Origin of the sequence: Pseudomonas sp. FP1154, assembly GCF_030687245.1 — a bacterium.
GTDB lineage: Bacteria > Pseudomonadota > Gammaproteobacteria > Pseudomonadales > Pseudomonadaceae > Aquipseudomonas > Aquipseudomonas rhizophila.
This window is the reverse complement of record NZ_CP117465.1, coordinates 3,967,804-3,989,684: the sequence shown is the minus strand read 5'-3', so window position 1 is coordinate 3,989,684 and position 21,881 is coordinate 3,967,804. Positions and strand designations below refer to the sequence as shown.

Genomic DNA, 21,881 nt, shown 5'->3' with positions numbered 1-21,881 from the left:
GAACCCGTGCCTTGTGAGAGGTGCGGGTTTTTTTATGGGAACGGTGTCGTCCGTGACATCGCCATCGCGAGCAAGCTCGCTCCCACAGTGGATCTTCAGTGGCCACAACACCTGTGGGAGCGAGCTTGCTCGCGATGGGGCCAGTACAACCACTGCAAACTCCCCTGCCAATTGCCTGCATACCCCCCACCCGGTAAAGTGCCGCTCCCCACGTTTTACCTGAGGTAGACCCATGAGCCAGTCCTTTGATATTGCCGTGATCGGCGCCACCGGTACTGTCGGCGAAACCCTTGTCCAGATTCTCGAAGAGCGTGACTTCCCGATCGGCAACCTGCACCTGCTGGCCAGCAGCGAGTCGGCAGGAAGCTCGGTGATGTTTCGCGGCAAAAATGTGCGGGTGCGCGAAGTCGACGAATTTGATTTCGGCAAAGTCCAACTGGTGTTTTTTGCCGCCGGCCCGGCGGTGACCCTGAGCTTCGCCCCGCGTGCCACGGCGGCCGGTTGCGCGTTGATTGACCTGTCCGGCGCCCTGCCGCCTGAGCAGGCGCCGCAGATCGTGCCGGAAGCCAACGCCGGGCTGCTGGCGGGTCTGAGCAAGCCGTTTCAAGTCAGCAGTCCCAGTGCGTCGGCGACCGCGCTGGCCGTGGTGCTGGCGCCGCTGCGCCAATGCCTGGCGTTGCAGCGTATCAGCCTGACCGCCAGTCTCGCTGTGTCCGCTCAGGGCCGCGCCGCCGTCAGTGAGCTGGCCCGTCAGACTGCCGAGTTGCTCAATGCACGTCCCCTTGAGCCGAAATTTTTCGATCGGCAAATGGCGTTCAACCTGCTGGCTCAGGTGGGTACCCCGGACGAGCAGGGTCACACGCTGCTGGAAAAGCGTCTGGTGCGTGAATTGCGTCAGGTGCTGGAACAGCCTTCGTTAAAGATTTCCGTCACTTGCATTCAAGCCCCGGTGTTTTTTGGCGATAGCTTTAGCGTGACTGTGCAGGCAGCCGGCGCCGTCGACCTGGCGAAAGTCAACGCAGCCTTGGAGGCGGCACCCGGCATCGAGCTGGTGGAGGCGGGCGATTACCCGACCCCGGTGGGCGATGCGGTAGGGCAGGATGTAGTCTACGTTGGACGTGTGCGCGGGGGGATCGATGACCCGGCGGAACTAAATATGTGGCTGACGTCAGATAACGTACGCAAGGGCGCGGCGCTCAATGCTGTGCAAGTGGCTGAGTTGTTGATAAAAGACCTGCTGTAAAAGATACTTGGCAACAATTTGTCGAATGATTCTAGCTGGGCGCTATGCTTGGCCAGAGTGCTGAAGGCGAACCTCCCTCTCGGGGCTTTCCCCGAGCATGAGTGAAACGATCGCGCGCGCCGTTGCTTCGGGGGGCGCGCAATGCCTTACGGCAGCGGCATCAACACCTTCTCGCTGGCCGAGGAATGTTCAAACAAAGGAAGAGGCTATGGTTCAAGTTCGCAAACTGGTGTTAGCAATAGCGGCCGCCTCGGCGCTGTCCTCCGGTATGGCGCAAGCACTCGGGCTCGGGGAATTGACCCTGAAGTCGCCGCCGAACCAGCCTCTGGTCGCCGAGATCGAGCTGCTCGACGTCCAGCAATTGACCGCCGCCGAAGTCGTGCCGAGCCTGGCCTCGCCCGAGGAGTTTGCCAAGGCCGGAATCGACCGCCAGGCGTTTCTCAATGACCTGACCTTCACCCCGGTAATCAATGCCAATGGCAAGAGCGTCTTGCGGGTGACTTCCAGCCAGCCGCTGTCGGAGCCGATGGTCAAGTTTCTGGTGCAGGTGATGTGGCCCAATGGCCGTCTGCTGCGCGACTACAGCGTGTTGATCGACCCTTCCAAATTCTCCCCCCAGGCGGCTGACGCCGCCCGGACGAAGCCGTCCCAGGTCGTCTCCACGCCGGTGACGGGCGCCACCAAGCCTTCCCAATACACCACCACGCCGCGCGATACACTTTGGGAAATTGCCGCCAAGGTGCGCAACGGCGGATCGATCCAGCAAACCATGCTGGCGATCCAGGCGTTGAACCCGGACGCATTCATCAACGGCAACATCAATTTGCTCAAGACCGGCAAGGTATTGCGTCTGCCGGACCCGGTGCAAAGCACCGCGTTGCCGCAGCCCCAGGCTATCGCTGAAGTGGCTGCGCAGAATGCCGCCTGGCGTCAGGGGCGGCGGGGCGTTGCGCGTTCCGGCCAGCAGCAGTTGGACGGTACCAAGCGTGGTGGCAGTCAAGCTGCACCGGCCCAGGCGGCCGGTCGCGATAATCTGAGTCTGGTCTCCGCCGAGGCCGCGAAGGCCGGCGCCAAAGGCGCTGCCGGCGATGCCCAAGCCCTGAGCAACCAGCTCGCGGTCACCCAGGAAAGCCTCGATTCGGCTCGCCGCGACAATGAAGAGCTCAAAAGCCGCATGGCGGATCTGCAGAGCCAACTGGACAAGCTGCAGCGCCTGATCGAGCTGAAGAACAATCAGCTGGCCAAAATGCAGGCTGATGGTGTCGCCGTACCGCCGCTCGATGAGTCGGCCCCGGCGATGTCGGCAGAATTGACGCCGGACCCAACGGCACAAGCTCCTGCGCCCGCGCCTGAAGCGACGCCGCCCGCGACTCCCGTGGAGCCAGCTCCGGCAGCGTCCAGCGAACAAAAGTACAACGATCTGCTGACCAATCCGATCCTGTTGGGTCTGGTTGGCGGTGGCGCGTTGATCCTGCTGTTGTTGCTGCTGTTGCTGGCCCGTCGCCGCAAGGCGCAACAGGAAGCCGAGAAGCACTTGCGCATGGCCCGAGCCCTAGAGGAGGAGGCTGATTTCTCCCCGGAGCTCGATCTGCCCCCGAGCAGCTTCGAGGGCATTGAAGTTCCACCGCCAAGCGTAAAGCTCGAACCAAAACCCGCTCCTGCGCCAGCGCCCAAGCCAGCCCCGGTGATTGCGCCCGTGATCGTCACGCCGCCGATCGCCGCGCCATTGGTGGCTCCGGCTGCCGAGCGTTCCGACGATGTGCTAGGTCAGGCCCAGTCCCACATTGATCGTGGTCGTTTGAATCAGGCGGCCGATCTGCTTGAGCAAGGCATTAAGGCCGAGCCTCAGCGCAGCGACCTGCGCCTGAAACTGATGGAAGTCTACGGTCAGCAGGGCGACCGCGATGCTTTTGTTGCCCAAGAGCGCCAATTGGTGGCCAACGGCGAAAACTATGCCCAGGTCGAACAGCTCAAAAGCCGTTTCCCGGCCATGGTGGTCGCCACCACTGCCGGTCTGGCCGCCGCGGCAGTCGCTGCCGAGCTGGACGCCCAGTACGTCAAGGATTTGCTGGAAGATACGCCGCCCACCGATGAGGAGCTCGACAGCGCCTTCGACCTGAGCCTTGAGGATCTGGAAGCCGCACCGGCAACGCCTGAGCCAGAGCCTGTCGTCGAGCTGGATGCATTCCCGTCCGATGATGACCTGGACTTCGAATCGTTGCTCAAGCAGCAGACCGAGGCCAATGAAAGCCTGGATGACCTGTCGGAGTTCGACCTTGACCTGGGTGCCGACGCCCCGGCGCCGACGCCGGCCCTGGCCGACGAAGACTTCCTGCTGGACCTGGATGACGACCTCAAGGGCCTGGATGAGCCTGCCGTCCAAACCCCTGCGGTGGCCGACACCCCGTCTGACGACCTTGAGCTGCCGGAAGATTTCGACCTGTCCCTGGCCGATGAAATGGACGAGCAAGACAAACCCAAGGACGCCTTCGAGTCCGAACTGGACGATGTCAATGCCGAGCTTGAGCGCCTGTCCGACAGCCTCGCTCAGCCGACTTTTACTGCTGAAGACGCGTTGGCCAGTGCCGACGATGAGCCGGATTTCGACTTCCTCAGCGGTACCGATGAAGTGGCGACCAAGCTCGATCTGGCCCAGGCCTACATCGACATGGGTGACAACGATGGTGCCCGGGATATCCTCGGCGAAGTCCTCAGCGAAGGCGATGCCACGCAAAAGAGCGAGGCGCAGGAAATGTTGTCGCGCCTGGCCTGAGGTGATCGGGTAAACAAAAGCGGCAGCCGGTGAGGCTGCCGTTTTTGTTTGGGATGGAGTTTAGGGTGGCTGGCGGGCCTCATCGCGAGCAGGCTCGCTACCACAGAGGTTCTCGGGTATTCATAAATCCTGCGCCCAGCACAAATCCCTTGTGGGAGCGAGCCTGCTCGCGATGGCGCCAGTACATTCAACACATGACCACCGGTTGGACTGGCATCCCATCCCGCCGGCCTTATAATGCCCGCCTTTGCGTACTTCAGCAGGCTGTAATTCCTTGGCAAACATAGACAACCCGGCCGCCGAAATGGCGGCCGACGGCTTTTTCCGGATCGCCCTGGGCGTTGAATATAAAGGCTCGCGCTATCGCGGCTGGCAGCGCCAGGCCTCCGGTGTGGCGACGGTGCAGGAAACCCTCGAAAACGCACTGTCCAAAGTCGCTGATTCGCCCGTGTCGCTGCATTGTGCCGGCCGTACCGATGCCGGCGTGCACGCCTGCGGCCAGGTGGTGCATTTCGACACCCAGGTCGAGCGTTCGATGAAGGCCTGGGTCATGGGGGCCAACATCAACTTGCCTCACGACGTCAGTGTCAGCTGGGCCAAGGCAATGCCGGCGCATTTCCATGCACGCTTCAAGGCCATCGCCCGGCGTTATCGCTACGTGATCTACAACGACCAGATCCGCCCCGCGCATCTGAACGAAGAAATCACCTGGAACCACCGTCCGCTGGACGTCGAGCGCATGGCTGAAGCCGCGCAGTACCTGGTCGGTGTTCATGATTTCAGCGCCTTTCGCGCCGGCCAGTGCCAGGCCAAGTCACCGATCAAAGAGCTGCATCACCTGCGGGTGACCCGCCACGGCAAAATGATCGTGCTCGATATCCGCGCCAGCGCCTTCCTGCATCACATGGTGCGCAACATCGCGGGCGTGCTGATGACCATCGGTGCCGGTGAGCGGCCGGTGGAGTGGATCAAGGAAGTGCTCGAAAGCCGCATCCGGCGTTCCGGCGGCGTGACGGCGCACCCGTTTGGCCTGTACCTGGTGCAGGTCGAATACCACGATGAATTCGAGCTGCCGCAGCGTTACATCGGGCCACATTTCCTCACGGGCTTCTCGGAACTCGACGGCTGACGCCCTGCGCAGCATTTGCTACCATCCGGGACTTTCACGGATTTGCCTGAGGTTTTGACGACATGCCGGCCGTTCGCAGCAAGATTTGCGGGATCACCCGCGTCGAGGACGCGCTGGCGGCGGTGGAGGCTGGTGCCGATGCCATCGGGCTGGTGTTTTATGCCAAGAGCCCGCGCGCGGTGACGGTGCAGCAGGCGAGGGCGATCATCCGGGCCTTGCCTCCGTTCGTGACCCCCGTCGGCCTGTTCGTCAACGCCAGTCGTTGTGAGCTGGGCGAGATACTCGACGCGGTGCCGTTGGCCCTGTTGCAGTTTCACGGGGACGAGACGCCCGCCGATTGCGAGGGCTGGCATCGTCCGTACATCAAGGCGTTGCGGGTCAAGGCCGGTGATGACATCGCGGCCAGTTGCGATGCCTTTGCCGGTGCCAGTGGCATACTGCTGGACACCTATGTGGAAGGCGTTCCCGGTGGGACCGGTGAAGCATTCGACTGGTCGCTGGTGCCCCAGGGCCTGAGCAAACCGATTATCCTCGCCGGTGGGTTGACGGCGCAAAACGTGGCCGAAGCCATCCGTCAGGTTCGCCCTTACGCGGTCGATGTCAGCGGTGGGGTAGAGCAAAGCAAGGGCATCAAGGATCCGGCCAGGATTCGTGCGTTCATGGCCGCTGTACGCAGCAGCCAGTAGTCAATGTGACGGCTGGCAGACTGCCGCCGTCCATACCAGCACTGTACAAAGCAGGCAGGCGCCGCCTCCGGGTGGGCCGATAGCGTAGTGGTAGCCGCGGTGCCGCGGTTGCCGGGATGGCTGAGGAGGTTGGGCTGCCGCAGGTCATGCTTCGCGCTGATCGTGGTGGTCCCTCGACCCTCGCCGCACAATGAATTTAGCTCAAGGGCATACGCGGGGCCGCGAACCAGAGCGTTCGGGTCACCGGTACTGGAGAAAGAAAGCATGAGCAACTGGTTGGTAGACAAACTGATCCCTTCGATCATGCGTTCCGAGGTGAAAAAAAGCTCGGTGCCTGAAGGTCTGTGGCACAAATGTCCATCCTGCGAAGCGGTGCTGTACCGCCCCGAGCTGGAAAAGACCCTGGACGTTTGCCCCAAGTGCAACCATCACATGCGCATCGGTGCGCGTGCCCGTATCGACATCTTCCTGGATGCCGAAGGCCGTGTTGAGCTGGGTGCCGACCTGGAGCCGGTGGACCGCCTGAAATTCCGCGACGGCAAGAAGTACAAGGATCGCCTGACCGCGGCCCAGAAGCAGACCGGCGAAAAAGACGCCCTGGTGTCCATGAGCGGCACCCTGCTGGGCATGCCGGTGGTGGTTTCGGCCTTCGAGTTCTCCTTCATGGGGGGCTCCATGGGGGCCATCGTCGGCGAGCGCTTCGTGCGTGCCGCCAACCATGCCCTGGAAAACCGTTGCCCGATGATCTGCTTTGCCGCTTCCGGTGGTGCGCGTATGCAGGAAGCGCTGATCTCCCTGATGCAAATGGCCAAGACCTCCGCGGTGCTGGCGCGTCTGCGTGAAGAAGGCATTCCGTTCATCTCGGTGTTGACCGACCCGGTCTACGGCGGCGTTTCCGCCAGCCTGGCGATGCTGGGCGATGTGATCGTTGGCGAGCCGAAGGCGCTGATCGGTTTTGCCGGCCCGCGCGTTATCGAGCAGACCGTGCGCGAAAAATTGCCGGAAGGCTTCCAGCGCAGTGAGTTCCTGCTGGAGCACGGCGCCATCGACATGATCATCCACCGCCAGGAGTTGCGTCCGCGTCTGGGCAATCTGCTGGCGCAACTGATGGGCCTGCCGACCCCGAAATTCGTCGCCGCCCCCATCGAGCCGATCGTGGTTCCGCCGGTGCCAGCGAACATATGACCCAACGTACCCTGGGCGATTGGCTTGCCTACCTTGAGCAGTTGCATCCGTCAGCCATCGACATGGGGCTGGAGCGCTCGCAAGCGGTAATGTCCCGCATGGGACTGGCCAAGCCGGCGCCCCGGGTCATCACCGTTACCGGCACCAATGGCAAGGGTTCGACCTGCGCCTTCGTGGCCTCGCTGTTGCGGGCCCAGGGGTTGAGCGTAGGTGTCTACAGTTCGCCGCACCTGTTGCGCTACAACGAGCGGGTGCAGATCAACGGCGTCGAAGCCTCTGACGCCGAGTTGTGCGAAGCCTTTGCTGCGGTGGAAGCCGGGCGGGGCGAGATTTCCCTTACCTATTTCGAGATGGGCACCCTGGCGGCGTTCTGGCTGTTCGCGGGTGCCGGTCTTGATGCCGTGGTGCTTGAAGTCGGCCTGGGTGGCCGGCTCGATGCTGTCAATCTGGTGGATGCGGACGTTGCGCTGGTCACCAGCATCGGTGTGGACCATACCGATTACCTGGGTGACACCCGTGAGTCCGTCGCCTTCGAGAAAGCCGGCATCTTCCGCCCGGGCGCGCCTGCGCTCTGTGGTGACCTCAATCCCCCTCAACCGTTGCTGGACAAGGTCCGCGAGTTGAGCTGCCCGTTCTTTCTGCGCGGGCGGGATTTCGACCTGGCAATGACTGAGCAACATTGGCAATGGCGGGGCAGTGACGCCCGGGGCAATCCGGTGGAGTTGCGCGATTTGCCGCTGCTGGAGCTGCCGATGGAGAACGCCGCGCTGGCGCTCCAGGCCTACCTGTTGCTGGACCTGCCATGGCATGCCGGGCAAATTATCGAAGCGTTGCAAGCGACTCGCGTCGTCGGTCGTCTCGATCGCCGCCAGTTCGATTGGCACGGCAAACGCCTGAATCTGTTGCTTGATGTCGGCCACAACCCTCATGCGGCGCAGTATCTGGCCGAGCGCCTGGCGCGGCGGCCGGTAGCCGGGCGCCGCCTGGCGGTGTTTGGGCTGCTTGGCGACAAGGATCTGGATGGCGTTGTCGATGCGTTGGGTGCTAGTGTCCAGCATTGGGCGGTAGCACCGCTGGATTCTCCGCGCTCGCGCCCGGCTGCCGAACTACGGGAAGCCTTGCAGCGTCGCGGCGCTTGCGTAGAGACTTATGACAGCGTGGCCGCAGCGCTGGAAGGGCAGTGCGCCCTGGCGACGGTCGACGATGAGATCCTGCTGTTCGGATCATTTTTTTGTGTTGCCGAGGCCCTTCAATGGCTGGCCCGGCGCTCCACGGAGGAAGCTGCAGATGGCATTGCTGGATAAAGCGTACAAGCAGCGCATGGTCGGGGCCCTGGTATTGGTGGCCTTGGCGGTGATTTTCCTGCCGATGCTGTTTTCTCGTCAGGATGAGCAGCGCCAGGTTACGGTCGACGCTCCGGCTGCCCCCCAGGCGCCGTCTGTCGCGCCCGTGCAGGTCGAGCCGGTGCTGGTGCCTGAACCTGAAGCGCTACCCCAGGAACCCGTTCCGAGCGACGAGGAACTGGCCGAGCAACCTGCGCCTTCCCTGCCGATCGAGCCTGCGCCGGCGGCGCCCGCCACGGCAGCGCCGGCTCCGAGCAAGCCGGCAGTCGCTCCAGCCCCGGCAGCACCGGTGGCCAAGCCGGCCCCGACCCAACCGATTACCCCAGCCCCGGCCAAGCCGGATACCACGCAAAGCCGCGTGGACGCCAACGGTCTGTCGGTCAGTTGGTCCGTTCAGTTGGCCAGCCTGAGCAATCGTGAGAGTGCCGAAAAACTGCAGAAAACCCTGCGCAGCCAGGGCTACAACGCCTATATCCGCACCGCCGATGGCAAGAATCGCGTATTTGTGGGGCCGCTGATCGAGCGTGCCGAGGCTGATCGGCTGCGGGACCTGCTCAGCCGCCAGCAGAACCTCAAGGGTTTTGTGGTGCGTTTTCAGCCTGAGCGCGGTTGACGGCGGTTTGCCTGATTTGAATCACACTGACAATCGCAGCTTACCGACAGCTCTGGCCTCTGCTAAAATGCGCCGCCTTATCCGTCTGTAGGCTGCACCGTGCCATTTACCTGGGTTGACTGGGCGATCGTTGCAATCGTCGCCATCTCCGCATTGATCAGTCTGAGCCGCGGCTTCGTCAAGGAAGCCCTCTCGCTGCTGACCTGGATCATCGCGGGGGTCGTAGCCTGGATGTTTGGTGGTTCGTTGTCCCAGTACCTCGCCGGATACATTGAAACTCCGTCGGCCCGCGTGATCGCGGGCTGTGCCATCTTGTTTATCGCCACCTTGCTGGTCGGCGCAATGATCAACTACCTGATCGGCGAACTGATTCGCGTCACCGGGCTTTCCGGGACGGACCGGTTCCTGGGCATGGCCTTCGGCGCGGCGCGTGGCGCGTTGCTGGTGGTCGTGGCTGTCGGGCTATTGAGCCTGGGGCCGGTACAGCAGGATACGTGGTGGCAGGAGTCCCGGCTCGTGCCACAATTTCTATTGGTCGCAGACTGGTCCAAGAACCTGATCCTGGGTTGGAGCAGTCAGTGGCTTGCCAGCGGTATCAGCGTACCCGCTGAAATACCGTTCAAGGAACAACTCTTGCCGATGGCCAAAACGCCGCAGTGAGTGTTGTTCAGTTCAGATCCATTAAGTAGGGGTTGTGTCGCATGTGTGGCATCGTCGGTATCGTCGGTAAGTCGAACGTCAATCAGGCGCTGTATGACGCGCTAACCGTGCTCCAGCACCGCGGCCAGGACGCTGCCGGTATCGTGACCAGCCATGACGGCCGGTTATTCCTGCGCAAGGACAACGGGCTGGTGCGTGACGTGTTCCATCAGCGTCACATGCAGCGCCTGGTCGGTCACATGGGCATTGGCCATGTGCGCTACCCAACAGCGGGCAGCTCGACTTCGGCCGAAGCCCAGCCGTTCTACGTCAACTCGCCGTACGGCATCACGTTGGCGCACAACGGCAACCTGACCAACGTCGAGCAGTTGGCCAAGGAGATCTACGAATCGGACCTGCGCCACGTCAATACCAACTCCGACTCGGAAGTGATGCTCAACGTCTTCGCCCATGAACTGGCCCAGCGCGGCAAGCTGCAGCCTACCGAAGAAGATGTGTTCGCCGCTGTGACCGACGTGCATAACCGCTGCGTCGGCGGCTACTCGGTCGTGGCGATGATCACCGGTTACGGCATCGTCGGTTTCCGCGACCCCCATGGCATCCGCCCGATCGTGTTCGGCCAGCGTCACACCGACGAAGGCGTCGAGTACATGATTGCCTCGGAAAGCGTGTCCCTGGACGTGCTGGGCTTCACCCTGATTCGCGACCTGGCCCCGGGCGAAGCGGTCTACATCACCGAAGACGGCAAGTTGTTCACCCGTCAGTGCGCGACCAACCCGAGCCTGACTCCGTGCATCTTCGAGCACGTCTACCTGGCGCGCCCGGACTCGATCATCGACGGCATCTCGGTCTATAAGGCCCGCCTGCGCATGGGCGAGAAACTGGCCGACAAGATCTTGCGCGAGCGGCCGGACCACGACATCGACGTGGTCATCCCGATCCCGGACACCAGCCGCACCGCGGCCCTGGAGCTGGCGAACCACCTGGGCGTCAAGTTCCGCGAAGGCTTCGTGAAGAACCGTTACATCGGCCGTACCTTCATCATGCCCGGCCAGGCCGCGCGGAAAAAATCGGTACGCCAGAAGCTCAACGCCATCGAACTGGAATTTCGCGGCAAGAACGTGATGCTGGTGGATGACTCCATCGTGCGCGGAACCACGTGCAAGCAGATCATCCAGATGGCCCGTGAAGCCGGTGCCAAGAACGTATACTTCTGCTCGGCGGCGCCGGCCGTGCGTTATCCGAACGTCTACGGCATCGACATGCCGAGCGCCCACGAGCTGATCGCCCACAATCGCACTACCCAGGAAGTGGCCGACCTGATCGGCGCCGACTGGCTGATCTATCAGGACCTGCCGGACCTGATAGAAGCGGTGGGTGGTGGCAAGATCAAGATCGAGCAGTTCGACTGCGCAGTGTTTGACGGCAAGTACGTCACCGGTGACGTCGATGAGGCCTACCTGAACAAGATCGAGAACGCTCGTAACGATGCGTCCAAGGCCAAGACCCAGGCGGTCAGCGCGATCATCGATCTGTACAACAACTGAGTGACAAGCCGGCCCTGAGGGGCCGGTTTGCGTTTAATGACTACAGGAGCGACAGCATGAGTCAGGATTGGGATGCCGGTCGGCTGGACAGCGACCTTGAGGGTGTAGCGTTCGATACCCTGGCGGTCCGCGCCGGTCAGCACCGCACGCCGGAAGCCGAGCATGGCGATCCGATGTTCTTCACGTCCAGCTACGTGTTCCGTACCGCTGCCGATGCGGCGGCCCGGTTTGCCGGCGAGGTGCCGGGCAACGTCTACTCGCGCTACACCAACCCCACCGTGCGGGCTTTCGAAGAGCGCCTCGCTGCTCTGGAAGGTGCCGAGCAGGCTGTGGCCACCGCCACCGGCATGGCGGCGATCATGGCCGTGGTCATGAGCTTTTGCAGCGCTGGCGACCACGTGCTGGTGTCGCGCAGTGTCTTCGGCTCGACCATCAGCCTGTTCGAAAAGTACTTCAAGCGTTTCGGCGTGGAAGTCGATTACGTGCCCCTGGCGGACTTGTCCGGTTGGGATGCGGCAATCAAGCCCAATACCAAGATGCTGTTTGTCGAATCGCCGTCCAACCCCCTGGCCGAGCTGGTGGACATCGCCGCGTTGGCGGAAATCGCCCACGCCAAGGGCGCCATGCTGGTGGTCGATAACTGCTTCTGCACGCCGGCGTTGCAACAGCCACTGAAGCTGGGTGCCGACGTGGTGGTGCATTCGGCGACCAAGTTCATCGACGGCCAGGGTCGTTGCATGGGCGGCGTGGTGGCCGGTCGTGGCGAGCAGATGAAAGAAGTGGTGGGCTTCCTGCGCACCGCCGGGCCGACCTTGAGTCCGTTCAACGCCTGGATCTTCCTCAAAGGCCTGGAAACCCTGGGCCTGCGTATGAAAGCCCATTGCGCCAACGCCCAACTGCTGGCTGAGTGGCTGGAGCAGCAGGATGGCATCGAGAAAGTGCACTACGCCGGCCTCAAGAGCCATCCGCAACATGACCTGGCCGCGCGTCAGCAGCGCGGTTTCGGTGCGGTGGTGAGCTTCGAGGTCAAAGGGGGCAAGGAGGGCGCCTGGCGCTTCATCGACGCCACCCGGTTGATTTCCATCACCGCCAACCTGGGTGACAGCAAAACCACCATCACTCACCCAAGCACCACCTCCCACGGTCGCCTGACGCCCCAGGAGCGTGAAGCAGCGGGCATCCGCGACAGCCTGATCCGCGTCGCGGTGGGTCTGGAGGACGTGGCTGACCTGCAAGCCGATCTGGCCCGTGGGTTGGCCGCCTTGTGATCGAGCTGGCAACGCCGCACGGCGGCACTCATGGCCGGGTAGCTCTGGTGACAGGCGCCGCGCGGGGTATCGGCCTGGGGATTGCTACCTGGCTGATCTGTGAGGGCTGGCAGGTGGTGCTGACTGACCTGGATCGTGAGCGCGGCTCCAAGGTCGCCAAGACGCTGGGGGAGAACGCCTGGTTCATCACCATGGATGTGGCGGATGAGACGCAAGTCGCCACGGGAATCGCCGAGGTGTTGGGCCAGTTTGGGCGGCTTGACGCGCTGGTGTGCAACGCGGCCATCGCCGATCCCCACAACATCACCCTGGAAAGCCTGGATCTGGCCTACTGGAATCGGGTCCTGGCGGTGAACCTGGGTGGTCCCATGCTGCTGGCCAAGCATTGTGCGCCTTACCTGCGTGCCCACAATGGCGCCATCGTCAACCTGGCCTCGACCCGTGCCGCACAATCAGAACCCGACACCGAAGCCTATGCGGCGAGCAAGGGCGGCTTGCTCGCCCTGACCCATGCCTTGGCGATCAGCCTTGGGCCGGAGATCCGGGTCAATGCTGTCAGCCCCGGCTGGATCGACGCACGGGACCCGTCCCAGCGTCGCGCGCAGCCGCTCAGCGATGCCGATCATGCTCAGCATCCGGCAGGCAGGGTAGGCACGGTGGAGGATGTAGCGGCGATGGTGGCGTGGCTGTTGTCGCGCAATGCCGGTTTTGTCACGGGCCAGGAGTTCGTGGTGGACGGTGGCATGACCAAGAAAATGATTTATGAGTGAGAGCGGTTGTGCGTGCCGCTTGAACTGTTTTGAAAAAACTTCAACCCTGCTATTGACTTAGCTTCGGTACCTGCGTAAATTTCGCGGCCTCAACGAAGCAAAGGGTGATTAGCTCAGCTGGGAGAGCGTCTGCCTTACAAGCAGAATGTCGGCGGTTCGATCCCGTCATCACCCACCATGTTTTACGAGAGTTTTGCGAAAGCAAGACGGAAGCTGTCAAAAGCCTCCACCGACGCGCAGCGGTAGTTCAGTCGGTTAGAATACCGGCCTGTCACGCCGGGGGTCGCGGGTTCGAGTCCCGTCCGCTGCGCCATATTTTCCGAAGCAGGTTCGCCTGGTTCGAGATCCAAACCCAAGAGGTTGGATCAGACGAGTTAACTGGACGCAAGTCCATAGCGATACGCAGCGGTAGTTCAGTCGGTTAGAATACCGGCCTGTCACGCCGGGGGTCGCGGGTTCGAGTCCCGTCCGCTGCGCCATATCTGCTTCGAGGCCCACTGAACGCCTTGAAGCTAAGAAGAAAGCTGAAAAGCTACTTCTAGTCGATAGCAAAGACCCTGGTCGAAAGACCGGGGTTTTTTGTTTTCGGGATAATGACACTGAAAGGTTGGAACGCGCCCGTGGCGAGGGAGCTTGCTCCCGCTGGGCTGCGCAGCAGCCCTTTTCTATGAAGTCGTCCGACGAGTCTCAGAACCCAAGCCTATCCCGCAGCCCGTAATACCAAGCCCCCATCGCCGCAAACGGCGTGCGCAACAACTGACCGCCGGGGAAGGGGTAGTGGGGCAGGTCCGCAAACGCATCGAAACGCTCAGCCTGGCCACGCAGCGCCTCGGCCAGGACCTTGCCCGCCAGGTGCGTATACGTCACGCCATGGCCGCTGCAGCCCTGGGAATAATAAATGTTGTCCCCCAGGCGCCCGACCTGCGGAAGGCGCGATAGCGTCAGCAGGAAGTTTCCGGTCCAGGCGTAGTCGATCTTCACGTCCTTGAGCTGCGGGAATGCCTTGAGCATCTTCGGACGAATGATCGCTTCAATATTCGCCGGATCCCTCGCGCCATACACCACGCCGCCGCCGAAAATCAGACGCTTGTCGCCCGTGAGTCGGTAGTAATCGAGCAAGTAGTTGCAGTCTTCAACGCAATAGTCCTGAGGCAGCAGGCTGCGAGCCAGCTCATCGCCCAGCGGCTCGGTGGCAATAACCTGGGTGCCGCAAGGCATGGATTTGGCTGCCAGTTCGGGCACCAAATTGCCCAGATAAGCATTGCCCGCCACGATGATGAACTTGGCCCTGACCTTGCCCTGCGGTGTATGCACAACCGGGCTGGCGCCACGCTCGATGCGCACCGCCGGCGACTGCTCATAAATCACCCCGCCAAGAGACTCCACCGCCGCCGCCTCACCGAGGGCCAGGTTCAGCGGATGAATATGCCCACCGCTCATGTCCAGCATCCCGCCCACATACTCCTCGCAGGCCACCACCTCGCGAATACGCCGCTGATCGAGCAACTCAAGCTGGGTATGCCCGAAACGCTCCCACAAACGCTTCTGCGACTCCAGATGGCCCATTTGCTTGGCGGTAAGGGCAGCGAACACTCCGCCATCCTTCAAATCACACTGAATCTGATACTTCGCCACCCGCTCGCGAATGATCCGACCGCCCTCGAACGCCATATTGCCCAGCAACTGCGCCTGCTGAGGCCCGACACTGCGCTCGATCACGTCGATGTCGCGGCTGTAACTGTTAACGATCTGCCCGCCATTACGACCTGAAGCGCCAAAGCCAACCTTTGCCGCCTCAAGGACCGTGACCTTGAAACCGTTCTCCAGCAGAAACAGCGCAGAGGACAGGCCGGTGTAACCAGCGCCGATCACGCAAACATCCGTTTCGACATCATCCTGCAGGGCAGGGCGAGCTGGAACCGGATTGGCCGACGCGGCGTAATAAGATTCTGGATACGGTGTGTTCGCCATTCTGCAACCTCTGTTTTATATTTTTTACGAATGCGCCGATCCTACCCGAGATAAAAATCAGCCGCCAGCCACCGCCAAATCTTCGGCGCTTTGGCGAAATTAAATATTTTGCATATTCATAGGGTTAGGTGAAAAAAAGGTATTGACACCCCTTCGGAATTCCGTAGAATGCCGCCTCACAGCAGGCACGTAGCTCAGTTGGTTAGAGCACCACCTTGACATGGTGGGGGTCGTTGGTTCGAGTCCAATCGCGCCTACCAAACAAAATCCGCTCTGCTGGGCGGTCTAGAAGGGTCAACCGAGAGGTTGGCCCTTTTTTGCGTCTGGGGTTTGGGGAGGCTTGTTATAGTGGAAGCCACTGATAGCCGATACGCGGGCTTTGTCGCTACTCAACGGCCATTGGCGATATCTGCTTCGGCCTCGCCAATCAGATCGTCGAGAGATACTCGAACAGGTGTTTCGTTGGCGTCGAGACGTGCCTTGACCAGGTGTACGAGTTCCACTTCGTCCAGGCGCTCGACCATCGCCTCATAGACATTCGCCGGGACCATGTAGCCCACAACGCGGTTGTGGTTCAGCACGGCCACAGGTAAGCCATTGGTGCTGCTCAAGGCGGAAGATGGGTTCTTCATGAGTTCAGATACGCTGACGGCCACATCGGCCAGAATATTTTGCATGGATATGACTCCTGAATAGGTCTTTATTCTGGTCTTTTTATTCTGGAGTGACCACTGCCCAGAATCTCCATGCGAGGCCCAAGTCCAGTCAAACCACGGGACATCGCTCAGTCCGTCGTGCGTATGCCGCTGGCGTATTTGCTCCGCTACCTTCTTCACCAGTGAGCATCCCGACGCTTAGTTTTCGTCCTTGCTGATTTATGTCAAAAGCGGGCGACTTATGAGTCGCCCGCTTTTTGTAGGTCTCAGTTTCTAAAAGCAAGGACTCGGTCCGATTGTCTACCGCTTGCGCTGACATCAATCCGCAGTAGAAAAGGGGACAGATTTATTTTTACTTCGCTGCGCTGAGAGTTTTCATCGAATGTATTCGCTTGGATCAACTGGCAGCCGGCTAGAAAATAAATCTATCCCCTTTTAGCCCGTCCCCTTTCAGCCCTTCGCACGGCCCGGCCCAGCGCCGAGCTTCTTGTTTGTGGTGAGTACCTACTCTGCTATCGTGGTGCCCCTAGATCGAAATGGAAGCATCAAAGAATGGATTCATGGATGACTGTGGCCGTCGCCATCATGGTGTCGATCAGCGCTCAAGCGGTAGCGGAAGATAAGGGCTCGTATCAAAACTCGATGATGATGATAACGCTGGCACCTACCTTCCTTCTTGCAGGAACGACCGGGCTCTCTCTGCAGGCTACAAAGAACTTCAAGCCTGCCAAGGCTGATGCGCTCGCGTTTATGGGTTCAGATGGCGAGATCCGCGGTGCACAGTTCGAACAGGCTTGCCGATATTACCGCGCGACCTACACGTCACCTCTGATGTCTGATATGCAACTTGCTCAGGCAATCGCGACGTCCTATTGAAGAAAGATTGGGAAGAGCTGCACAGTTGTTTACTAAAGCGGACCTGGTTTCACTAACGATATGGAAATCTCATGAATAAAGTCATCACAATTTTCGCTATCTTCGCTCTTACCGGCTGTGCCTATCAGAAATCCCAGTACGTGCTGGACATAGAAAACGCGCCAGTGCCGACGACTCCTGAAGCAACGACCAGCGAGTGTGCTCGCATCTACGATGAAATCGATAAGAATAACCAAGCTATGGCTCGCAGCTACCAAGACGGTAGCTTCACCATGAAGGCTCAGAACGAAAAGGATGCGCGTAACGAAGCGTTATCCATTCGGACATTCAAGATAGGCTGTCCTCGACGGTAACGGCTTTCTCCTGAACCCCAGCTTTGAAGTGGAGGAAACGGGACATACCACGATTATGAATCGGGCCGATTACAAGAGGCCCCAAAACCGTGGCCTTTTCCCAGTTTTACCCCTGACCCTATGGCAAAGGGCAAGCCCTGTTATGCGGCTCGTAGTGGCGAAGTAATGGTGCTAAATTCTATGCATTCAGCATGTATGAATCGCCTGACGAGGCGGGGAGATATAGGCACCACGATCTACTCGCGTCGGTCAGCCAAATCGGCACAACCCAGGAACTCGCAATCACAGGAAGTGGACCATGAAAATCATCACCCTAGTACTGGCAGCAATTATTGCAGTCACCTCTGTATCCGCAATTGCTCATGGTGGCCGTACGGACAAGCAGGGCTGTCATAACGACAAGAAAGCTGGAACACGCCACTGCCATTGACCCGAACAGCACCGGGATCTGAAGAGGCTGCGGTCTTCTCAAGTGGATGGGCGTCGATCTGATCCCGTCTGTCGCGCGAATGTCGGAAGCCGGGCAGGAAAGACGAGGCCAATTGGAAAAGGGGGGACAGATATATTTCGCCGCGCTGAAAACCCTTTGTTTTGGTTGGTTCGGGAAAAAACTGGCTGCCGTTAAGTTTTCGGAAACCAGGCGGAAGACGGGACCCGCGAGTTGACCGCGACCGCTGCCAGTTTTCAAGAATTGTGCGTGCATCCTGCCTCCGGCATAGGAATCCTCGAGATTGTGGAAAAATGTGCATTGATCAACTACAAGTAAATAGTTGGACAGTTACGTTTAACGTATGGATTGATCGATTGGCTTTCCAATGAAAGGGAGTTCATATGGCATATGAAGGTGTCACTCGAGAAAAGTTTTTTTGTAACCGTCCGGGCAACACACCTTCCTGATGCCATCGCTTAGGGCGATGGTGTCCACCTAAAATTAAGTGGACACCATTTTTAGCCTTTTTAAGCGGACGCCCATGCCACAAGAACGCCGTTCCTATTCCAAGTCCTTTAAGGCCCAGGTCATCGCCGAGTGTGCGCAGGCTGACACCTCGATTGCCAAGGTCGCCTTGACCCACAACCTCAATGCCAACCTCGTCCATAAATGGATTCGGGTGCATGGGCAGAAAAACCTGGCACTGCAAACTGCCTTTATTCCGGTCAAGCCATTGTCTTCGACAGCAGCCCCTCAAGTTCTTCCGGCCACGATTCGAATCGAAGTGCCTCATTCAAAAGGCGTGGTCGTGGTGAGCTGGCCAGCAGAAAATGCAGCGACATGTTCCGCTTTCCTGCGAGACCTGCTGCGATGATCCGCATCGACACCATCTGGCTCGCCATCGAGCCCATGGACATGCGCGCCGGCACTGAAACCGCGCTGGCGCGAGTTGTCGCGGTGTTCGGTGCGGCGAAGCCGCACTGTGCTTATCTGTTCGCCAACCGCCGCGCCAATCGTATGAAAGTGTTGGTGCATGACGGCGTGGGGATTTGGCTTGCAGCCCGGCGCTTGAATCAAGGGCGCTTCTTTTGGCCGGGCGTGCGGCACGGCTCTGAAGTCGAGTTGGATGCAGAGCAACTTCAAGCCTTGGTGCTCGGTTTACCTTGGCAACGCGTCGGTTCCGGAGGAGCCATCACGGTGCTCTAACTCGTCGCCATGGCGCGCTTGCCAGCGCAAATGGCCCATCCGTCTATCGCCGCCACTAGCCCTCTCTGGCAAAATCGGCGGCATGACTTCGCATCCGAATCTCGATCAATTGAACCCTGAAGAACTGCGCGCCTTGGCGGCGCAGTTGATCCAGCGCGTCGAGACGATGGACAAGCAAATCACTCATCACAAGTCGGTCAACGAGAAGCTGGCCCACGAGATCGCGCTGCTCAAACGCTTCAAGTTTGCCAAGCGCAGCGAGCAGCTAAGTCCGGATCAAGCCAGCTTGCTCGACGACTTGATCGACACCGATATTGCCGCCATCGAAGCTGAGCTTGAAGCACTGCAACCGATGTCTGTCGAAGCCAAAATGCGCCAGCAGCCCAAGCGCGCTTCGCTGCCACCGCAGTTCCCTCGCACGCTAATCCATCACGAACCGGAAAACAGCCACTGCCAATGCGGCTGCGCCCTCAAGCGTATCGGTGAAGATGCCAGCGAAAAGCTCGACTACACACCGGGCGTCTTCACTGTCGAGCGTCATATCCGTGGGAAATGGGCCTGCGAGCAGTGCGAAACACTGATCCAGGCGCCGGTACCGGCGCACGTCATCGACAAAGGCATACCGACAGCGGGCCTGCTGGCCCACGTCATGGTGGCCAAGTTTGCCGATCATCTGCCGCTGTATCGGCAGGAGAAAATCTTCGGCCGCGCGGGGCTGCCTATTGCTCGCTCGACCTTGGCGCAATGGGTGGGCAACTGCGGCGTCCAATTACAGCCTCTGGTCGATGCACTGCGCGAAGCTGTGCTGACGCACGGTGTCGTCCATGCCGACGAGACGCCAGTACAAATGCTGACGCCTGGGGCGAAGAAAACTCATCGCGCTTACGTCTGGGCCTATGCCACCAGCCAGTTCTCCGATATGGCGGCGGTCGTTTACGATTTCAGCCCGAGTCGCGCTGGCGAACACGCCCGAAACTTCCTCGGCCACTGGAACGGTAAGCTGGTCTGCGATGACTTTGCTGGATACAAGGCAGGCTTTGAACTGGGCGTCACGGAAATCGGCTGCATGGCCCATGCACGTCGAAAGTTCTTCGATTTGCACGCGACCAGCAAGAGCCAGATCGCCGAAAAAGCGCTGCACTACATCGCGGCCTTGTACGAAGTTGAACGAGAAGTCCGCGAGCTGGAACCGGGTGTTCGGCAACAAATACGGCAGGAAAAAGCTGGGCCAATCATCGACGCACTTCATTCTTGGATGGTCGCCCAGAGACTCCTTGTGCCTGAGGGATCGGCCATTGCGAAGGCATTGGATTACAGCCTCAAGCGCTGGATAGCGCTAACGCGCTATCTCTATGACGGTGCTGTACCCATCGATAATAACTGGTGCGAGAATCAGATCCGACCGTGGGCTCTTGGACGCTCGAACTGGCTGTTCGCGGGCTCGTTACGCAGTGGTAAACGTGCCGCAGCGATTATGAGTTTGATCCAATCGGCACGGCTCAATGGGCATGATCCATATGCTTATCTGAAGGATGTTCTCACGCGGCTGCCGACACAGCGGGCGTGGGATATTGCAAACCTGCTACCGCACCAATGGGTGCCCCGGTAACCAGGCAAGGTGTTTGAGCAAATCTAGGTAAGCTAGAATGCCGGATGTATAGACCTCAAGGACGCGCGATGATATTGCAACACAGGCCAGTGAAGGCTGATGACATCAAAACTATCTGTAGCTTTCCCCTGAACGCTCGGGAACTGTTTTATATGTTCCCGAAAGCTCAATACCCTCTGACTGACGCTCAGCTGTCTAACGCTATTGCTCAACGATTCGACTCGACGGTTGTTGAGACCGAGAACAGCGTCGTCGGCTTTGCTAACTTTTATCGGGCTGAAACGGGTGGGGTGTGCTGTATCGGCAATGTCATCGTTGCCCAAGAGGCACGAGGAAAGGGGGTGGCGACCTTCATCGTGGAGACGATGACAGCTCTGGCGTTCGACCGCTACGACGCCACAGAGGTGCAGATCTCGTGCTTCAACGAAAATACAGCAGGCTTGCTGCTTTATCCAAAATTGGGCTTCTTACCATTTGCTGTCGAAGAGCGAATGTCCCTGGATAGTCGTAGATCAGCACTCATCCATATGGCCCGCAGGAGAGCGGCCCGACCATAACTCACATTGAAAGCCCGCTTAATGCAGCTGCTTTCAGGTATTCGGTTGGTTGCTTTGGTTCAGGTGCGTCAGTGCTGAATGGGCAGCGCTGTGCAGCCTAGGGATCTAGGGGTGGGATTACCGGACGCTTACGTTTTTTTCTATTTTTCCTAAGCTTGAGATACAAAAGGTGAGTCATAGTTGCTGGGCGGCGAGCTTTTCAGTGCTTATGCGATTAAATGATGTTCAGGTCTCGGAGCAGGCTGTAATTGGTTTCTATCCTGAATGGGTTCACGACGGGATAACTTTTCATCAGTTAGAAGAGCTGGCCAAATATTACAATACCTATCACTTTTCAAAGGAGACTGGACTTGTGCATGGGGCAAGAGAGCTTAAAGCTTATGCAAAGCTGGAGCCTATTTTGCAGTATGCAAGCCAATATTCAGGGTTCTTGGTGTTTGTTGAATCTCACTACGTGGTCGTATTGGGATATGATGATTCTGCTAATACAATCGATTATTATGACCCTAGGTTGGGCGTTATTGAGACGTGTGCCCTAGGATATTTTTTGGCATGGGGTACTCAGCAAACATTAGTTGTTGCAAAAGATTGATTCTTTCGTAATCAAAGCGAATAACGGGGCAGGTCACGATTTGAGACAGGTGGGTGATCAGAGACGAAGAATTGTGGTCTGGCCCTCCAGTTCTCTCTCCTTCGCCAAGAGGCAGGAGCGGCAGTTCTCCATTTTGAAGCAGGTGTTCCGGTTGGCGAAGTATTCGCATTGAAGCTGATGCAACACGCCCTGAGGAAGGGTTAACCAATGCCAAAGAAACATCAGGAAAGCAAAGCAGCGACGGCTGCTGACATTGAACGCTCTATCCAGGCACTGAACAAAATGGCTGAACGCCTCTGGGGTGATGGTCGGGAAGCTGAGGCCAAAGCTCTGCTCGATGCCTTGGATGCTTTAAACCGGGCGCTCGATAGGATCAGGATTGGGGAGAGCCGCAGGGTTCTTCATTGAGGCGTG

22 protein-coding genes and 4 tRNA genes are annotated in these 21,881 nt (G+C 59.5%); 24 read left to right on the top strand and 2 right to left on the bottom strand.

The annotated features are described in order from the left end of the window. The first annotated feature begins 232 nt into the window (after positions 1-232). From PSH91_RS17890 to PSH91_RS17825, 14 genes are all read left to right on the top strand, one after another. Positions 233-1,243, top strand: coding sequence for an aspartate-semialdehyde dehydrogenase (locus tag PSH91_RS17890; RefSeq protein WP_076383917.1), 1,011 nt, complete (start codon positions 233-235; stop codon positions 1,241-1,243). A gap of 208 nt (positions 1,244-1,451) precedes the next feature. Next, a complete protein-coding gene (locus PSH91_RS17885; protein WP_047229240.1) occupies positions 1,452-4,016 on the top strand; it encodes a FimV/HubP family polar landmark protein in 2,565 nt (854 codons plus the stop codon). Between the two features lie 304 nt (positions 4,017-4,320). Next, positions 4,321-5,145 carry a tRNA pseudouridine(38-40) synthase TruA gene (gene truA / locus PSH91_RS17880; protein WP_047229296.1) on the top strand — a complete coding sequence of 275 codons (825 nt, stop codon included), beginning with the start codon at positions 4,321-4,323 and terminating at the stop codon, positions 5,143-5,145. Between the two features lie 62 nt (positions 5,146-5,207). Further along, positions 5,208-5,831: a phosphoribosylanthranilate isomerase gene (locus PSH91_RS17875; protein WP_076383919.1), complete on the top strand. Its 624-nt coding sequence runs from the start codon at positions 5,208-5,210 to the stop codon at positions 5,829-5,831. A gap of 264 nt (positions 5,832-6,095) precedes the next feature. Then, positions 6,096-7,016, top strand: a complete 921-nt coding sequence (gene accD / locus PSH91_RS17870; RefSeq protein ID WP_047229238.1) for an acetyl-CoA carboxylase, carboxyltransferase subunit beta — start codon at positions 6,096-6,098, stop codon at positions 7,014-7,016. After that, positions 7,013-8,320: a bifunctional tetrahydrofolate synthase/dihydrofolate synthase gene (gene folC / locus PSH91_RS17865; protein ID WP_305466346.1), complete on the top strand. Its 1,308-nt coding sequence runs from the start codon at positions 7,013-7,015 to the stop codon at positions 8,318-8,320. The genes accD and folC overlap by 4 nt, the downstream gene beginning before the upstream one ends. Next, positions 8,304-8,972: an SPOR domain-containing protein gene (locus PSH91_RS17860; protein WP_047229236.1), complete on the top strand. Its 669-nt coding sequence runs from the start codon at positions 8,304-8,306 to the stop codon at positions 8,970-8,972. Before folC ends, PSH91_RS17860 begins: the two co-directional genes overlap by 17 nt. Positions 8,973-9,071: 99 nt before the next feature. Then, entirely contained in the window at positions 9,072-9,632 is a 561-nt protein-coding gene (locus tag PSH91_RS17855; protein WP_039593931.1) for a CvpA family protein, read from the top strand. A gap of 41 nt (positions 9,633-9,673) precedes the next feature. Continuing rightward, positions 9,674-11,179: an amidophosphoribosyltransferase gene (gene purF, locus PSH91_RS17850; protein WP_047229235.1), complete on the top strand. Its 1,506-nt coding sequence runs from the start codon at positions 9,674-9,676 to the stop codon at positions 11,177-11,179. A 56-nt stretch (positions 11,180-11,235) separates the two neighbouring features. Continuing rightward, positions 11,236-12,447, top strand: coding sequence for an O-succinylhomoserine sulfhydrylase (locus tag PSH91_RS17845; RefSeq protein ID WP_047229234.1), 1,212 nt, complete (start codon positions 11,236-11,238; stop codon positions 12,445-12,447). Continuing rightward, positions 12,444-13,217, top strand: a complete 774-nt coding sequence (locus tag PSH91_RS17840; protein ID WP_047229233.1) for an SDR family oxidoreductase — start codon at positions 12,444-12,446, stop codon at positions 13,215-13,217. The genes PSH91_RS17845 and PSH91_RS17840 overlap by 4 nt, the downstream gene beginning before the upstream one ends. A gap of 102 nt (positions 13,218-13,319) precedes the next feature. Continuing rightward, a tRNA-Val gene (locus tag PSH91_RS17835) sits at positions 13,320-13,395 on the top strand. A 58-nt stretch (positions 13,396-13,453) separates the two neighbouring features. Then, positions 13,454-13,530: transfer RNA gene (locus tag PSH91_RS17830), tRNA-Asp, on the top strand. A gap of 89 nt (positions 13,531-13,619) precedes the next feature. Then, positions 13,620-13,696: transfer RNA gene (locus tag PSH91_RS17825), tRNA-Asp, on the top strand. Between the two features lie 208 nt (positions 13,697-13,904). Here PSH91_RS17825 and PSH91_RS17820 read toward each other — a convergent pair. Further along, a complete protein-coding gene (locus PSH91_RS17820; protein WP_047229232.1) occupies positions 13,905-15,188 on the bottom strand; it encodes an FAD-binding oxidoreductase in 1,284 nt (427 codons plus the stop codon). 183 nt (positions 15,189-15,371) lie between these two features. Between PSH91_RS17820 and PSH91_RS17815 the strand changes: the two genes are divergently transcribed. After that, positions 15,372-15,448: transfer RNA gene (locus PSH91_RS17815), tRNA-Val, on the top strand. A gap of 129 nt (positions 15,449-15,577) precedes the next feature. Here PSH91_RS17815 and PSH91_RS17810 read toward each other — a convergent pair. Beyond that, the gene (locus tag PSH91_RS17810) at positions 15,578-15,865 is read right to left on the bottom strand and encodes an antitoxin (protein ID WP_305466342.1); all 288 of its coding nucleotides are present in this window, start codon (positions 15,863-15,865) and stop codon (positions 15,578-15,580) included. 531 nt (positions 15,866-16,396) lie between these two features. Between PSH91_RS17810 and PSH91_RS17805 the strand changes: the two genes are divergently transcribed. The 9 genes from PSH91_RS17805 to PSH91_RS17765 all read left to right on the top strand — a co-directional run bounded on the left by PSH91_RS17805 (position 16,397) and on the right by PSH91_RS17765 (position 21,875). Continuing rightward, positions 16,397-16,720 carry a DUF2388 domain-containing protein gene (locus tag PSH91_RS17805; RefSeq protein ID WP_047230558.1) on the top strand — a complete coding sequence of 108 codons (324 nt, stop codon included), beginning with the start codon at positions 16,397-16,399 and terminating at the stop codon, positions 16,718-16,720. Positions 16,721-16,791: 71 nt separating this feature from the next. Then, on the top strand, positions 16,792-17,073 hold the full coding sequence (locus tag PSH91_RS17800; protein WP_076383936.1) for a hypothetical protein: 282 nt from the start codon (positions 16,792-16,794) through the stop codon (positions 17,071-17,073). A 298-nt stretch (positions 17,074-17,371) separates the two neighbouring features. Beyond that, positions 17,372-17,503, top strand: coding sequence for a YHYH domain-containing protein (locus PSH91_RS17795; protein ID WP_107322247.1), 132 nt, complete (start codon positions 17,372-17,374; stop codon positions 17,501-17,503). 541 nt (positions 17,504-18,044) lie between these two features. Continuing rightward, on the top strand, positions 18,045-18,377 hold the full coding sequence (locus PSH91_RS17790) for a transposase (RefSeq protein ID WP_237149625.1): 333 nt from the start codon (positions 18,045-18,047) through the stop codon (positions 18,375-18,377). Next, positions 18,374-18,709 carry an IS66 family insertion sequence element accessory protein TnpB gene (gene tnpB, locus PSH91_RS17785; protein WP_158273383.1) on the top strand — a complete coding sequence of 112 codons (336 nt, stop codon included), beginning with the start codon at positions 18,374-18,376 and terminating at the stop codon, positions 18,707-18,709. The genes PSH91_RS17790 and tnpB overlap by 4 nt, the downstream gene beginning before the upstream one ends. A gap of 82 nt (positions 18,710-18,791) precedes the next feature. Next, the gene (locus PSH91_RS17780) at positions 18,792-20,318 is read left to right on the top strand and encodes an IS66 family transposase (protein ID WP_159285544.1); all 1,527 of its coding nucleotides are present in this window, start codon (positions 18,792-18,794) and stop codon (positions 20,316-20,318) included. A gap of 68 nt (positions 20,319-20,386) precedes the next feature. Next, entirely contained in the window at positions 20,387-20,875 is a 489-nt protein-coding gene (locus tag PSH91_RS17775; protein WP_159285545.1) for a GNAT family N-acetyltransferase, read from the top strand. A 208-nt stretch (positions 20,876-21,083) separates the two neighbouring features. Next, complete coding sequence (locus PSH91_RS17770; RefSeq protein ID WP_305468559.1) at positions 21,084-21,467, top strand: hypothetical protein; 384 nt, start codon at positions 21,084-21,086, stop codon at positions 21,465-21,467. A gap of 207 nt (positions 21,468-21,674) precedes the next feature. Then, a complete protein-coding gene (locus PSH91_RS17765) occupies positions 21,675-21,875 on the top strand; it encodes a hypothetical protein (protein ID WP_007895617.1) in 201 nt (66 codons plus the stop codon). Positions 21,876-21,881: the final 6 nt, after the last annotated feature.